The sequence below is a fragment of the Paenibacillus terrisolis genome (assembly GCF_056171975.1).
The window spans coordinates 116,899-131,553 of the sequence record NZ_JBKFGG010000009.1; the positions used below are offsets into that span (position 1 = coordinate 116,899).

Sequence of the window (14,655 nt, forward strand, 5' to 3'; positions counted from 1 at the left end):
GGTGTGTTCAAAGATGAATATTTTAGTAACCGGAGGCGCCGGGTTCATTGGTTCTCATCTGGTAGAGCGGCTGCTGCAGCAGGGACATTACGTCTGGTCTCTGGACGATATGTCTACCGGTCGATTGGAGTTCTTAAGCGAAGCGACCGAAAGCAACCGGCACTCTATGATTCACGGTTCGGTCACCGATAAATATCTGCTTCGCGGGCTGATGGAGCGCTGCGATGCCGTTTTCCATCTGGCCGCCGTATTAGGGGTAAAAAATACCGTCGAAAACCCTTTAAAGGTCATTGAGGGGAACATCGACGGGACGCGCAATATCCTGGAACTTGCTTACCAGAGCAAAATCAAAGTCGTGTTCGCTTCAACCTCGGAGGTGTACGGCAAGAACAGCAAGCTTCCCTTCAGGGAGGATTCGGACCGGGTGCTGGGCGCCCCCCATATCCACCGCTGGAGTTACGCCACCTCCAAAGCGCTAGACGAGCACCTGTGTTTCGCTTATGCCGAAAAAGGGCTCCCGGTCAGCGTAGTGCGTTATTTCAACGCTTACGGCCCGAGACAAACCTCTTCACAGTATGGAGGCGTCGTCCCCCGCTTCATCAAGGCCGCGCTGCTGGGGCAGCCGCTGGAAGTATATAATGACGGCTCGCAAAGCCGCTGCTTCACCTTTATTCGCGATACGGTTGAAGGAACGCTCGCCGCAATGAGCAACCAGGCAAATGGACTCGCGTTTAACATCGGCTCCGAGCATTCGGTAACGATTCGCGAGCTGGCCGAAAAAATACGCGGTCTGGCCGGCTCCTCTTCGCCAATCGTAGGGGTCCCGTACGAAAAAGCTTACGGCCCCGGATATGAAGACATGCCCGTACGGATTCCCGACATCACCCGGGCCAGAACGATTCTCGGCTACAATCCGTCCGTTTCGCTTGACGAAGGGCTGCAAATTTCGATCGACTGGTTTAGAGAACAGCTGAAAGCCGGACGATTGTAATGAAGGCGATCGTTACCGGCGGCGCCGGGTTTATTGGCTCGCATCTGGTTGAAGCCCTGCTTGCAGAAGGGGCCGAAGTCCAGGTTATCGATAACCTTTCAACCGGGAACCCCGATTATCTGCCGAAAGGCGTCACTCTGCATTATGCGGACATTCGCGGCGAGGAAGCCGCGAAAGTGATCCTGACCGAACGTCCCGATATCGTATTTCACCATGCCGCGCAGGTGGACGTTCAACGCTCCGTGTCGGATCCGGGGTACGATGCGGCCGTCAATATCGCCGGCACAATTGAAATTTTGGAGGCTTGCCGGAAGGCATCCGTCCGAAAAATCGTGTACGCTTCTTCCTGCGCCGTATACGGAGACCTCGAAGTTCCGCTGATCCATGAGCAGGACCCTACCGGGCCCATTTCCTTTTACGGGATATCGAAAAAGACGCCGGAGCTTTATATCGATGTTTACCGCAAATTGTACGGGCTGCAGTATACGATCTTGAGATACGCCAATGTTTACGGCCCCAGACAGACTCCAAAAGGCGAAGGAGGCGTTGTGGCGATTTTCATGGACAAAATCCGCAATGGGAGCGAACTCGTGATTTTCGGAGACGGCGAGCAAACCCGGGATTTCGTATACGTCAAGGATGTCGTTAAAGCCAATCTTGCCGCGTCCAAGCGCGGAAACGGAGAGACGATTCAGGTTGGAACGGCATTTCCTACTTCCGTCAATGAATTGCTGCTGCACTTGCAGCATATTCACGGCGCTCCGTTAGCGGCAGTACATCGGCCCGCAAGACCCGGCGATATCAAGCACAGTTGCCTGAACAACATCAAGGCGTTTGAAATGCTCGCCTGGAAACCGAAATACGATCTGTACCATGGACTGCAGGAAACGTACCAATATGTAATGAACTGAGCAAGAAAACAGGGTTGCCCGTCGGTCCATCATGAACGAGGGCAACCTTGTTCTTTTTTTCGCAATGCCTTTCATTGCCTGAGAAAAGCACCCGTCACCCGTTACAGGTTCATCCGGGCCAGAAGCTGTAGCATCAATCCCCGGTAACGCTCCTGGAGCGCCATATACTCCTGCCCGATCTGATGTTGATAACGCAGCGTCCCCATCGCGTCATGCCAGCGGTAGCCGGTCAGCGGCTCATTAAGAAAAGGAAAATGAGCTCCGCTCAGAATCGCTCTGTACCAGAAATCAAGATCATGAGTAAAGGGAAGCGCCTCGTCAAACAGGCCGATGCTGCGAAAAAGCTCCCTTTTGATCATGATCGTGCAGCCGTTGACCGGATTGACGTTGAAAAAAGAACGGTAAAAATCCCCCGTATTGCCGAGCAACCCGGTTGGCGTCACATTGTACATCGTGATTTGGCTTTGGCTGTCGATATAATGAAAATTCGTAAAGGAAATCGAAGCGTTCTGCTCGATCATAAAAGCTACCTGATGTTCGATTTTTTGCGGATAAAACAGATCGTCCGAGCTGAGCCAGGCGATGTATTCGCCCCGGGAATGCAGAATTCCGTGATTCAGCGCCGTAGCGGTTCCCCCGTTGGCTTTTCCCAAATAATGAATCCGACTGCGAAAAGGGGCGAGCCGCCCGGCCTCGCGAGTCGATCCGTCATCGACGACAATGATCTCCACGGAGCCATAAGTTTGATTAAGCGCGCTTTGAACCGCCTGCTCAACGTAAGGATCATTATAAAAAGGAATTACGATCGTCACTAAAGGCCTCATCGAATCTCTCCTTTCACGGCTCGGGAATAGCGGATGACGTCGGTCAGCGAAACATTGAACGGAATCTGCGGCGACCACCCGAGCTGCGACAAGAAGGACGGAACCGGGGAATCCGCCGATTTGGAGACCGCGGCGGACTCGGGCGAAGCATCCTCCCAAGTCACGGAAACTTTCCTTCCCGAGAGGGTTTGCATCGCATCAGCAACCTCCTCGAGGCTCCGCTCCACCCCGGAGCAGACGGGATATACCTGTCCGCTCGCGCCCTCCGCGAGGAGATAGCCATACGCCCGGACCGCATCGCGGACATCCAGAAAATCGCGGAGGGAATAACGGGACGAAATCCGGAAGGGCGGAAGCTTCTCGCCCAGTTCGGACTTGGCGATGTGGCTCCCGAGCAACGAACACACGCCCGAGGAGCTTCCCGGACCGATCAGGTTGGAGGATTCGGCCACCATGACGAATTGACCGAATAAGCTCTCCCAGGAAAGGGCGACCGTCTTTTGCAAGCTTTTGCTGAAGCCGTACGGGTGCCTCGGACGAAAAGGCGCCGTCTGCTCGGAGGACAAACGCGAACCTGCGATCAGAATGCGGCATGATTGATAGGGCCGCAGGGCCTCCAGTAAATATAAAGAAGACAGCACATTGGTCTCGAGATAGAGCAGCGGATGAGCCCAGGATTCGGAAACCGAATTTTTTCCGCCCAAGTGAAGCACAAAGTCGGGAGCGATTTTTTTCACAACGGCGCCAATCTGCCGCGAATCGAGCAAATCGCAAGAATAGTACCGGATATTCGGGACAGGGGGAGAGGCCAGGTTGTCTTTGAACCGAACCAGCGCGGCTACCCGCATGCCCATATCCGCAAAATATTTGCATGCGTGGACGCCGGTAAAACCCGCAGCGCCCGTAATCAGGATTACGCGTTTGCGGAGGGCTTCACCTTCGTCCATCTTTCCAACTCCTTCAGCATTTCACGGTAATGGGGCGTTACATAGCTCCAGTCGCTTCGCGTAGATACCAACGTCCGGTCTTGAAAGGGCTCATCGCTCGGAACGACATTGACCCCGGAAAGGCCCCAAATCTCACGGAACAAAAGCAGTAAATCATGTTTGCTGATTACCTCCGGATGAGCCAGATGAATCAAACCGGATACGGGCGAGGCTAACAGCGAATCGACCGCTTTGGCCAATTCAAGCGTTGTCACCCCGTTCCAAAACACGTTACGGTAGCCCTGAACAGTCCCCTTGCTGTTCATAAACCAATGCATCAGCCCGATGCCTCCGCTGCGGATCTCCGGCCCGATGATCGAAGTGCGCACCGTAATATGACCCGGCGCCCGGACTTCGCCGAGCGCTTTGGTCAAGGCGTAAACGCTTATGCCGTCCGGTGCGTCATCCTCGCGATAATGTCCGCGCGTGCCCATAAATACGCAATCCGTGCTGATATGAATGAGGCGGGCCCCGATCTGATCGGCTGAACGTGCCAACCGGTGCGGCAAAAAACTGTTGATATGGTAAGCGCCTATTTTATCGGCTTCGGCGAATTGGTTCAGAACGCCGATCGCATTGACGATGACCTCCGGCCGAACGGCTTCGACCAGCTTCTCGACTCCCGCGATATCCGCAGCATCGACGATAAGGGCCCCGGGATCGGCGATTTCGCGTGACGTATAAAATACGGAATGTCGGCCCTGCCGCTTAAAATAATCCACCAGCATATGACCGGCCATTCCGTTTCCGCCAAAGATCAAGAGCTTCATGACAAGAACCCCCCGCGCTGCAGTATTTGCCGGATCTCCCCTTTGGACATCAGATTCTGGGAGGAACTGAAGCTGGTGAAAGAGACAGGAGGGCAGTGCTTGTAACGCTCTTTGAGCTCGGGTATATTGATCGTCGGAAGAATGACCAGGTACTGCTCGTCGTAAACGACCGTGTTCAAGCTTTCAAATTCGCTCATAAGAATTTCGTGGATTTTTTCGCCGGGCCGTATCCCCCGTTCCACCAGCTTAATGTCGGACAGACCCGAATCCTCAATCAGCACCTCGGCCAAATCCACGATCCGGCAGGTCGGCATCGTCATGACGAAAATTTCTCCGCCGATGCTCTCCACCGACGCTTTAAACAACAGGGAAATCGCGTCCGGCAGCGTCAGAAAAAAACGGGTCATGTTTACGTCCGTAATCGAAACTTCGCCCTTCTGGCGGATTTGGTCCTTGAACAGATGGACCACGCTGCCGTTCGTTCCGAGCACGTTTCCGCCCCGGACGGTCACGAACCGGGTTTTGCCGCGGAGCAAATTCGCGTAGACCATCAGCTTCTCGCCGATCGCTTTAGTCATGCCGTAGAAGTTGGACGGGTTGGCGGCCTTATCGGTCGAAATATAAATAACCTTTTCCACGTTGCTTTCGATGGCCGCTTCGATCACATTTTGAGTGCCGATCACATTGGTCTTCAAAGCCTCGTAGGGCTGATCCTCACAGACCGGGACATGCTTCAACGCCGCGAGGTGAAAGACGTAATCGATATCCTGACAGGCCGCCGTCAGCGCTTCCTTGTCACGGATATCCCCGATGCAGAAGCTAAGCCTCTGATTCTCGAACTGCCGGCTCATCGCCACCTGGGTGGATTCGCTGCGGGAATAAATAATAACCTCCCGCGGATGCTGGGGAAGCAACTGCGAGATCAGCTCGTGCCCCCAAGAGCCGGTGCCGCCGGTTACTAAAATGCGTTTATTCTCAAACATGCCGTTTCCCTCCAAGCAGAAATTTGACAACCTTCATCGATACATCCGTTGCGAGATACCCCTTGGGGCATTCCCAGCGGGGAGAAATTCCGGTCATAACCCCCACCGATCGGACGATGTCCTCCGCGCCTACCCCGGATACGATGTTGCTCCCGCAATCTATGGTTTCCGGCCGCTCGGTCGTGCGGCGCAGCGTTACCGTCGGCACCCCAAGGATGCAGCATTCTTCCTGGACGGTCCCGCTATCCGTCAGAGCGCATGAAGCATGACGCTCCAGCTTAACGAAATCGAAAAATCCGAACGGTTCGTGAAACTCCACATGCGGATGCAAGCTGTTCCGAATCTCTTGAGTCAACTTCGACCCAGTGCGGGGATGGATGCTGCAAATGATCCGGCGATCGTGTACTTCGGCCACCCGGCTCAGCCCCTGCATGATTTCCTGCAGACGCTCGGGACGGTCCACGTTTTCGGCCCGGTGAACCGTCACCAGAAAATAATTCCGCTCCGTCAAATTCAGCCGCTCCAAAATTTTGCTGTCCGTAATCCGGGTCTCATAGTGCCGGAGCACTTCGTTAATCGGGTTTCCGGTCAACACGATGCGGCGGCTCGGAATCCCTTCCGCGACGAGATGGCGCTTGCTTTGCGGCGTATAAGGCATGTTGATCGAAGAAATCGCATCGATCACCTTGCGGTTTTTTTCTTCAGGAACCTCCAGATCAAAACAACGGTTGCCCGCTTCCATATGCACGACCGGAAAGCCCATTCGTTCCGCCAAAACAGCACATAACGCGCTGTTGGTGTCTCCGAGCAGCAGGACGTGGTCCGGCCGTTCTTTAAGCAAAATGCGCTCCATCTGCGAAAACATGGACGCAAGCTGCTCACCCAGCGTCGACTGCCGATCCTGGAGCACATAATCCGGCGCCCGGAGTCCAAGCTGCTGAAAAAAAATCCCGCTAAGGCTTTCGGTAAAGTTCTGCCCCGTATGCACCAGAATATGTTGATCCGCGTATTGGTCAAGCAGCGGAATGATCAGGCTAAGGCGGATAATCTCCGGACGCGTGCCCAATATCGTCATAATTTTCAAGTGGCTCACCCCTTGGCAAATGATGTTATTTCACGGATCTCTTGCGGGAAGCCGCCAAACGCCGGCGCGTTCTTTGTCTTCCGGACCGGGCCGCCTTCCGGGGTAAACGTTCCTTTTTCGTTCTAGTCCGTGACCTCCTCTTCCCGGACCGGATGGGAACACGCCGTTTAAAGCCGGTTCTTCGCTTGTTTCTTCGCTTCATTCCCCGTTTCATTCCCCGGACCGCCGGCTGCTCCGGCAAATCGGGCTGCTGCTCCTCTACAGCCGATATCGCCGGGAGGATCTCGGGTCCGGGAGCGAGCTGAAGCAAGCGGTTCACCATATCGTCAAAGCGCTCCGCGTAAGTGGAAGGGCCAAAAGCCGCTTCCACTCTCTCCCGGTTCGCCGCTCCTATGCTTTCCATCGTTTCCGGGGACGCCAGAAGCTCCGATATTTTGGCGGCAAGTTCACCGGCTTCTCCCGTTTTGGCCAAATAATTCCCGTTTCCCGTAAGCTCCAGAATTTCTTTAAGCCCCCCGGAAGCGTATGCCGCAACCGGCTTGCCGAAAATCATCGCTTCCATCGCGGTCATCCCGAAGCCTTCGCTCACCAGACTGGGGATGACCACCATATCCATCGCGCAGTAGGCCGCTTCAATATTTTCCTGATGATCGGCGAACATGATCCGGCGTCCGGAACCCTTAGCTTTCTTTTTCAGGGATTGATAAAAGTCGTGATCCAATTCACCGCCGATCACAACATAGCGGGTGTCCGGATGGCCCTGTTCCGCTGCAGCCGCCTCGATAAAATGGTCCGGTCCCTTCTGGGGAAACAGAAAGGAAGATATATAACCGACTACCCGCTCTTCAGGCCGTATACCCCATTCCCAACGCTTTTGTCTTCTTAATGACGGCCACAAAGACGGGTGAAACTCCTCCTGGTTCCATGAAGGATAAAGCAGGCTCAGCTTCCCCTCCGCCGGCGTGCCCTCAAAAGGAGCCAATCCGGCCTTGGAAATACCTACGACGAGGTCGCTGTACCGATCGATTACCCCCACCGATTGACCGGTGTGTTCGTTTTCCGCCACAATTTCGGTAATATGCCAGAGGACGGGAATGCCCAACTGCTTGGCCGCCATGGCCGGAATCACGTTAACGCTCGTGTTCACAAAAACGTAATCCGGCCGTTCTTCCCGGAGAAAGCTTACGGTTTGAGCGGTGGCCCTGCTTCTCAGCATGGCATCGGCGTCCCTGCTCAAGCCTTCATAAGGCAAACACATGCCATAAAGCAAAGGAATGTCCCTGATAACGGCCCGAAGGCCATTTTCTCGGGCCATGCGGGTTAGTCTGCCATGATGTGGAGCCACAATCGTGCAATCGAATTGACCGGAGAGCCTTCTGGCCAGAAAAAGCAGCAGCTTCTCGGCGCCCGTAATGTTTTTGATATTGCTGACATGGGAAAACAGCATCAGCCTCTTCCGTTCCGGCATCGCAAATCTCACCTCCGTATTGGAAGATCAGCCTCTTTGGGATTTACCCGAAAATATGGCGAAGCATTTCGTCGAGACGGTTGCTGTACGTATGGTCCCGATAAGTTCTCGCCAAAGCGCGGAGGGCGATCTCCCGTCTTTCTTTTTCATGAGTTAAATAGAAGTTGACCTTATCCATCAATTCTTCCGGAGAAGTGAACGTTTCGATTTCTTCGCCCGGAGTATAGAACGTCGCCAAATCATCGCGAGCATCGACCAACTGCAGCGTAGCGCAGGCGGAAATTTCGAAGGTCCGCGGATTCGGCGAAGCCGCCAAAATGCCGGCCGCGTTGTTGTTGACCGAATCCTCGAACGGGGAGCGGTGCAAGTTCAAAATGATTTTCGTACCGCTGTATACTTCCGCCGTTTCGGCCGGCCCCATCCATTTACCAAGCTCGATTTGGTTGTGGTAAGCTTCAAACTCGGGAAGCCGATCCCACCATATTCCGTTAATGATCAGCCCGCGGTCCATCAAGCCGCCGATAATCGGCTGCAGGAAATGAACCCGGTTCCAGTAAGCCGAACCGATAAAGCTGAGATTACGGCGAACCGGGGAGAGCGACAGGGTTGGGCGGTAATGTTCGGTGTAAGCGGCAAAAGGCAAATAATGCACGTTTCCGCAGCCGGCCGCCCGGTAAAGATCCACGCAGTTTCGTTCTAAAGTGAATACGAAATCGTAATGGGTCGCCATGCCGATCGTTAAATCCGTGTAGTAAGGATCGTCCGTCAGCCAGACGGCGACCGGGATTCCAAGCGAACGAACATAATCGACCTCTTCTACCGGCCTTTCCATACCGTCAAGCACAATCACAAGATCGGGCCGGACCGAAGCCGCCGTCTCGGTGAAGGGCAGACCTGGATCATGAACCGTCAGATCGGTCACCAAAGTGCGTAAAGTTGCCGTAATAGCCTCATCTATCGGAGAATAAGGAAATCCTTTGCCGGACCCGACATACAGCACTTTCAGGTTCCGGACAGGCCGCGGCGGCTGGCCCTTCTGAACGATAGCGCTGGCCCGGCCCCGCAGATATCCCTCGTCGTAGCCGTCTCTTAGCCCCGCATTCCGTCCGTCTTTTGCAGGATCGGACACCTGATTCTCCATGACCGGTTGAATTGTCAACATACCGTCACTCCTTCTTTAGTCCTTATATAAATTGAACCGAAGTTTGAATACGTATAGTGGCCAGCCGTGCCAAATGTTCTTTCGATGCCGTTTCTGCCGGAACATTTCACACTCTTGCCGAGTTACTTTTTCATTGGTTCAACTTATATAGATGGGTTCAATCCTTAAAAACGGCGGCGAGCAGCCTTCCAACCCGATCCGCATAGTTATGGTCGCGGCGAGTCGTCCAAAGAGAACGCCATGCTATCTCCTGCCGCTCTTCCTCATGATTCAGATAATAGTCGATTTTTTGCTCCAGATCGGAAGCGTCGCTAAACGTTTCGATGTCGTAGCCCGGCCGGTAATATGTCGTCAGATCTTTTCGGACATCCGTGATCTGGAACGCCCCGCAGGCTGAGATCTCATAGGTCCTGGGGTTGATGGATCCTCCGGTGATATCCCTCCCGTTGCGATTATCGAGCCCTGCCGTTGTGGGCCGATGAACATTGATTACGATTTTGGCTCCGTTATAATAGGACACCGTCTCTTCCACCGGAATCCAGCCGCTTCGTATCATTTCCGTTAATCGGCTGTAATTGGCCAAGCGGTCCCAATTCCCTCCGGCGATCAACACATTTTTGTTCTGCAAAAATGAAGCCAGGGTATCGAACAGTCCTACACGGTTCCAAAAGGCGTTCCCGATAAAACAAATATCGTATTGATATTGGGGTCCGGTCTTTATTGGGCGGAACTTAGTCATATCGGCCGCAAGCGGCAGATAATAAACTTGGTTTGCGCCTAAAGACTTATAAAGCGGTACGCATTCCAGTTCATGGGTGAACACCACATCGTAGCGGAGGGATAGAGGGAAGGTATCGTCCGTAAAATAAGGGTCATCGACAAACCAAACCGCTGTGCGGATGTCCATTTTCCGAATTTGGGCAATCTGCTCCGCATGATCGGCAGGAAAGACATGCAGCGCGTTCATGACCAGCACCAGGTCGGGACGAAAGCTTTTCGCCTCGCTTAGCATGGAATCCGGTGATGCCACCCGGCATTCACCCGCCATTTCCTTAAGCGCAGCGGAGACTCCGCCGTCGATCGCCTCAAATCCTTGGGGAATGTACAGAACCCGCTTGTCAAACCGGGGAGGCGCGGAAGACGGAATGCGTTCAAGAACCGCCTGGCATCCCCCATAGCGGTAACCCTCACTGTATCCGGACCGGTAACCTTCATCTGAGGAAATGTCCCGCTTGTTCTTCAAGGCCTTCATCCTATCTTTTTTTGTGATTTCCTGGGTCTGTATAAATATATGCTGAGGGGGCACGTGCATCATGGACGACTACCCGGAGGTTGTATAAATTGGCGAATGCCGCCTTTTCGTACTAGGCTTCCCCCTTGGCACAGGCGGCTTTCGGCCATTATTCGGCCAATGTAAAAAGCCCCTGCATCCCGGCCGATAAGCCGGAAAACAGGGGCAAAGAAATCTATGAATCTATGATGAATGCTACCGTTGCTCTTTATAGGCCAGTTTATGGCCGTCTTCAAAGCCTTGGGCAAAACCCGAATTAAACCCTTCTTGATAAGCCTCATTGTAAGCATGATCATAGGCGGACGTCGCATCCTGAGCCACGTCGGTACTTACGGCGTCCGGTACGGGAACGGCTTCGAAATTCACCGCTCTGCTCACTCGCCGTCCGCGGCGGCTGCGGCGCACTCGCCGGCGCCGGCCGGCGCTTCCTATTCCTTTCTTTCTCCGAGCTTGCCGTGACCTTCCGCGCACAAGGCTCAGCTTGCGTTTTTTGCCCAGCCGGGACTTGCGAAGTTTACCCGTTCCCCGAAGCTTCCGCCGGGCCTTTCTGATCGAACCGGTCTTAAGCCGGCGGCTGCGCCGGGTTTTCGTTTTTGTCATGTCGATCCTCCTGTTCTCCTTGGGCCGCATCGTATGCCGAATAACATGAATTCGTAATCCATGGCGATGAAGGAGTTCCATAATAAACCCGATGCAAATGAATCCCGTATAAAGCGCGGGCCATCGCATCCTGGTGATGGGTCAAAATCCGGATATTTTGAGCCAAATGCCTGGCCGTCTCTCCCGAATGCTCCGACACGTCGGCCAGACTTTCCAAAATGCGGGCCATCGCGGTCTGGCTCCGGCTGATGGAGTCGATGAACCGAAGCTTGACGGCTTCTTCGGCTTCGAAATGCCGGCTCATTTGTCGGCGCCCTCCAGATCGAATCCGCCTCCGCCGAACATCCCGCCAAAACCGCCCCCGTCTCCGCCGAGTTCCTCGGCCCCCGTGTCCAAAACGGTTTTCAGATTGCTCGTCAGCCCGTTCTGGAGCTTGGTCAACCCTTCAACCATCTCAACGATCTGGTCATGAACGTCAAGCGGGTCGGACAGCTGCTTTTCGTGGTCCTGATAGCTGCCTGAGACCACATGATTCAATATCCAGTTGCGCACCTTTTCGCTTTCAACCGCTTTGGCCTCCAGAATCATCGCTACGTTCCACTGTATTTTGGCGGCCGCATCCAGCATGTGCAGATAGGCCTGGTCCCTGCTCATGTCTAATCATCCCCGCTTCTTTCGAGCTACTCTTCTTCTTGGACTCTCAATTCCTTGATCACAAGGCCCAGATTTTCCGCCATCGCCTCCTGAAGATCAGCGATCGCGTTTAAATAAGAAATGACGCTTTTGTTGATCCGGCCCGAATTTTCGAGCAACCCGCTCATTCCCTCAAAAGCGGGTTCGGCATCTGGAATGGCGTGCACGATTTGCGCCATGCGCACGGCAACCTGGCGCTCGGCATCGATTACCCTTGCCATTTGCTGGTGGGAGTTCGACATGTGGACGATCATTTCGGAAATTTGCTGGTCCACCCGGATTCCTCCTCCTAACTGGTCATCTTGGGTGTTGCCCTGCTTCTAACATATGCCGGAGCCGAAACCTCCGTTCCTTCCGGAACGCTTTATAAATCTTCCGAGAGAATCCGCGGCGGCGGCAGAATTGGAAGTCCCTCCGGATGGCTCTCAATCTCGGATCTCGGAGTAATCTCATCCGGTATTTTCAATCCCCATGACAAGCAGGCATAATTCGAGACGATTTCCCGACGATTTCCCCGGTCGAGCTGGTATAGGCGGCCGTTCTCGTCCCGGAGTACCTTTCCTTCCCATGTTTCAGCGGCGGGAGTACCCTGCCCGAAAACAAAAGACCCTGTCCGTTCGCCCCCGGTCGGGAACTGCAGTAAATCGATTACCGATAGCCGGACCGGGTCCGCCGGACTTTCCGCCGCATTCCGACTGCCATTTCCGTCGTATGGATATTTTATCCCGTGCTCAATCCGATAGACTTTTCCCGACCATGCCTTGACCCAGACATGCGTGGGGCAAAAATCCGCGGACTTGCGAATTTCCGGACTGGGGAAGGCTTGAATTCGCGGAAGCAGCCGGTAAGGCTCTCCCCATTTGCCGCTAAAAAACATCTGATTGCGTTCATTGACCTCAATAAAGCCCTGGGCGCCCAAGCCCTTCATCGTCATGCTGCCGAAATGGTGAATAAACGTGTCTCCGGCAATGATCATTTTTTTGCCTTGGAAACGAAGCCGAAGCACCCAATCGTCATCCTCGAAATTTCCAATGGCATACCCTTCGTCAAAGTAACCGATTTGCTCAAAGACGCTGCGGGGAAAAAGAAGGCAGAAGCCGACAAGACGGTCCGTCTCCCGCCATTTCCCCGCATCCGAAACGTTGTAAGCCGCAGCGAATTTCGGCATATCCGCAACATCCTCGTATGGAACGGGAATTAACTGTTCTCCGCTGATATAATTCGTTACCGGTCCGACGGCCGACGCTCCCGGATAAGTCCGCAGGCATTGCAGCAGTTGGCTTAGCCAGCGTTCGGTCACCAGCACATCGTTATTCATCAGCACGATATGGCGGCCTCTGGCCATCATAAGTCCCGTATTCACGGCCCTGGCAAAACCAAGGTTCTCGGGATGCGCCGCAATTCGGACCGTTCCGTGCCGTTTTCGCAATTCCTCAACGGTACCGTCCCCGGAACCGTTGTCCACGACGATGATTTCGTAAGGGGAATCGGTGTGAGCCTCGATGCTTTGCAGGCACCGGAGCAGCAGCTCCTTCTGGTTGTATGTGGGAATGATGATACTGGTCCCCTCAAACCAGACGCCAAAGGAACGTTTTGCCGCAAGCGTCCCCCGTTCATATCCGGTTTCGTAACCCTTTTGGTATTCGCGGGGCTTCGACCGCTCACGATGCTGACGTTTTGCAGCTTCGCGCCCGCGGGGTTTCTTTTTATCGCTTTTATTCTGTAACATCCGACTGCACCTCCTGATAGGGCAAGCTGATGATCATCCCGGCAACAGCTCCAGCTCTCCGCCAACCAGTTTATCGGCCAGATGGCCAAAATCCAGCGCCACCCTGCCAAGCTCGGCCGCGATGCGAGCGCAGAGAATAACGGCGGGGATGCCTGCCGCCACAAGCGCGAGTTCGAAATCCAAACCGGCGACTTCGCCCATGATGCGCGGTATATCATGCACGCCGTTCACAGGTCCGACGATCCCCGAGATTTGAATCCCTCGCTGAGCCATAAAAGCGGCCAATCCCGGAGCTTCGTTCCCCGCGATCAGCACTTTGCGTCCGGTGAGCAGCCTGACGAGGTAACCCTCCGTATTGAGCGAATAATTGATCGTGGAAGATGTCAGCCTGAGCGTCCGGTAATCGATCCCGTAATGCTTGAGTACGGGGAACAGCAGCCCTTGGTAGGACGGATGCCGAGACTCCGGAACTCCGACGATATTCGCGGCGCGGACGGCCCAGGCTAAGGTATCGCGGGCCGCGGGATCCGGCAGATGGATACCGGCATACGGAAGAAAAGCTCCCCAGCGCATGGCTTGCCCCACGGGAAGCACCGTATCGTGGGCAAGAGCCAGCAGTTCCCCGTCGCCCAAACGGACGACCGACAGCGGGATCTTGTTCCGCAGCGCTTCGTCCATGATCGCATATACGGCATCCGGTCTAAGCAGCGGATGCAGTAAGCCCGAAGCGGTACGAAAACCTGCGTTAATGACGTCATCCACCACAAGTTCAGGCAAAATCGAGTAGGCGGGTATCAGCCGCCCCAGCTTGGCTTCGCCGCCTTCAAAAAGTCCCTGCCGGTAGCCTTCTTCAAAGGCGGCGGACCGTTCCATGGCTGCCGTTTCACCGGCGCCCGGCATGGAAAGCCTATGCTGCGCCGCCTCCGCCGCAACCGGAAGCGCCTCTTTCGCTTTTTCGGCGGATCGTTTCTTTTCCCGGACCAACATGAGGCTCGCCGCCTTCCGCCGGGCTCTCCGGCCAGACGGCCGGGAAGCCCGGCGGAAGGCTGTTCTTTGGCTCGCCCGATTCGCCGCTTCCCTGTAGTAGCGCTTGGCTCTGCGCTTCGCTGTCCGCGACGGGTGAACAGGGCGATTTAATTTGCTCCTGACCGCCATAAATCCAC

16 protein-coding genes are annotated in these 14,655 nt (G+C 54.7%); 2 read left to right on the top strand and 14 right to left on the bottom strand.

Annotation, left to right across the window (positions count from 1 at the left end; all coding sequences use genetic code 11):
- The first annotated feature begins 13 nt into the window (after positions 1-13).
- Both ACI48K_RS11275 and ACI48K_RS11280 read left to right on the top strand, forming a co-directional pair.
- Positions 14-991, top strand: coding sequence for an NAD-dependent epimerase/dehydratase family protein (locus ACI48K_RS11275; RefSeq protein ID WP_475027697.1), 978 nt, complete (start codon positions 14-16; stop codon positions 989-991).
- Entirely contained in the window at positions 991-1,902 is a 912-nt protein-coding gene (locus ACI48K_RS11280; protein WP_475027698.1) for an NAD-dependent epimerase/dehydratase family protein, read from the top strand. Before ACI48K_RS11275 ends, ACI48K_RS11280 begins: the two co-directional genes overlap by 1 nt.
- A gap of 101 nt (positions 1,903-2,003) precedes the next feature.
- Here ACI48K_RS11280 and ACI48K_RS11285 read toward each other — a convergent pair whose 3' ends face one another.
- From ACI48K_RS11285 to ACI48K_RS11350, 14 genes are all read right to left on the bottom strand, one after another.
- Positions 2,004-2,726: a glycosyltransferase gene (locus ACI48K_RS11285; RefSeq protein ID WP_475027699.1), complete on the bottom strand. Its 723-nt coding sequence runs from the start codon at positions 2,724-2,726 to the stop codon at positions 2,004-2,006.
- On the bottom strand, positions 2,723-3,673 hold the full coding sequence (locus tag ACI48K_RS11290) for an NAD-dependent epimerase/dehydratase family protein (protein WP_475027700.1): 951 nt from the start codon (positions 3,671-3,673) through the stop codon (positions 2,723-2,725). The genes ACI48K_RS11285 and ACI48K_RS11290 overlap by 4 nt, the downstream gene beginning before the upstream one ends.
- Positions 3,640-4,482 (bottom strand): SDR family oxidoreductase, encoded by an 843-nt coding sequence (locus ACI48K_RS11295; protein WP_475027701.1) that lies wholly within the window; start codon positions 4,480-4,482, stop codon positions 3,640-3,642. Before ACI48K_RS11295 ends, ACI48K_RS11290 begins: the two co-directional genes overlap by 34 nt.
- Positions 4,479-5,465, bottom strand: coding sequence for a polysaccharide biosynthesis protein (locus ACI48K_RS11300; protein WP_475027702.1), 987 nt, complete (start codon positions 5,463-5,465; stop codon positions 4,479-4,481). The genes ACI48K_RS11295 and ACI48K_RS11300 overlap by 4 nt, the downstream gene beginning before the upstream one ends.
- Positions 5,458-6,549, bottom strand: a complete 1,092-nt coding sequence (gene wecB / locus ACI48K_RS11305; protein ID WP_475027703.1) for a non-hydrolyzing UDP-N-acetylglucosamine 2-epimerase — start codon at positions 6,547-6,549, stop codon at positions 5,458-5,460. The genes ACI48K_RS11300 and wecB overlap by 8 nt, the downstream gene beginning before the upstream one ends.
- 25 nt (positions 6,550-6,574) lie before the next feature.
- Positions 6,575-8,017, bottom strand: a complete 1,443-nt coding sequence (locus ACI48K_RS11310; RefSeq protein ID WP_475027704.1) for a glycosyltransferase family 4 protein — start codon at positions 8,015-8,017, stop codon at positions 6,575-6,577.
- Positions 8,018-8,060: 43 nt separating this feature from the next.
- A complete protein-coding gene (locus ACI48K_RS11315; RefSeq protein ID WP_475027705.1) occupies positions 8,061-9,179 on the bottom strand; it encodes a CgeB family protein in 1,119 nt (372 codons plus the stop codon).
- Between the two features lie 157 nt (positions 9,180-9,336).
- Entirely contained in the window at positions 9,337-10,431 is a 1,095-nt protein-coding gene (locus ACI48K_RS11320; protein WP_475027706.1) for a CgeB family protein, read from the bottom strand.
- Positions 10,432-10,665: 234 nt separating this feature from the next.
- The gene (locus ACI48K_RS11325; protein WP_475027707.1) at positions 10,666-11,070 is read right to left on the bottom strand and encodes a hypothetical protein; all 405 of its coding nucleotides are present in this window, start codon (positions 11,068-11,070) and stop codon (positions 10,666-10,668) included.
- On the bottom strand, positions 11,033-11,374 hold the full coding sequence (locus ACI48K_RS11330) for a hypothetical protein (protein ID WP_475027708.1): 342 nt from the start codon (positions 11,372-11,374) through the stop codon (positions 11,033-11,035). Before ACI48K_RS11330 ends, ACI48K_RS11325 begins: the two co-directional genes overlap by 38 nt.
- Complete coding sequence (locus tag ACI48K_RS11335; RefSeq protein ID WP_475027709.1) at positions 11,371-11,724, bottom strand: alpha-helical endospore appendage domain-containing protein; 354 nt, start codon at positions 11,722-11,724, stop codon at positions 11,371-11,373. Before ACI48K_RS11335 ends, ACI48K_RS11330 begins: the two co-directional genes overlap by 4 nt.
- Positions 11,725-11,750: 26 nt before the next feature.
- Entirely contained in the window at positions 11,751-12,038 is a 288-nt protein-coding gene (locus tag ACI48K_RS11340; RefSeq protein WP_475027710.1) for a nucleoside-diphosphate sugar epimerase, read from the bottom strand.
- Between the two features lie 89 nt (positions 12,039-12,127).
- Complete coding sequence (locus ACI48K_RS11345; protein WP_475027711.1) at positions 12,128-13,492, bottom strand: glycosyltransferase family 2 protein; 1,365 nt, start codon at positions 13,490-13,492, stop codon at positions 12,128-12,130.
- 33 nt (positions 13,493-13,525) lie between these two features.
- Positions 13,526-14,647 (bottom strand): GT-D fold domain-containing protein, encoded by a 1,122-nt coding sequence (locus tag ACI48K_RS11350; protein WP_475027712.1) that lies wholly within the window; start codon positions 14,645-14,647, stop codon positions 13,526-13,528.
- Between the last annotated feature and the right edge of the window lie 8 nt (positions 14,648-14,655).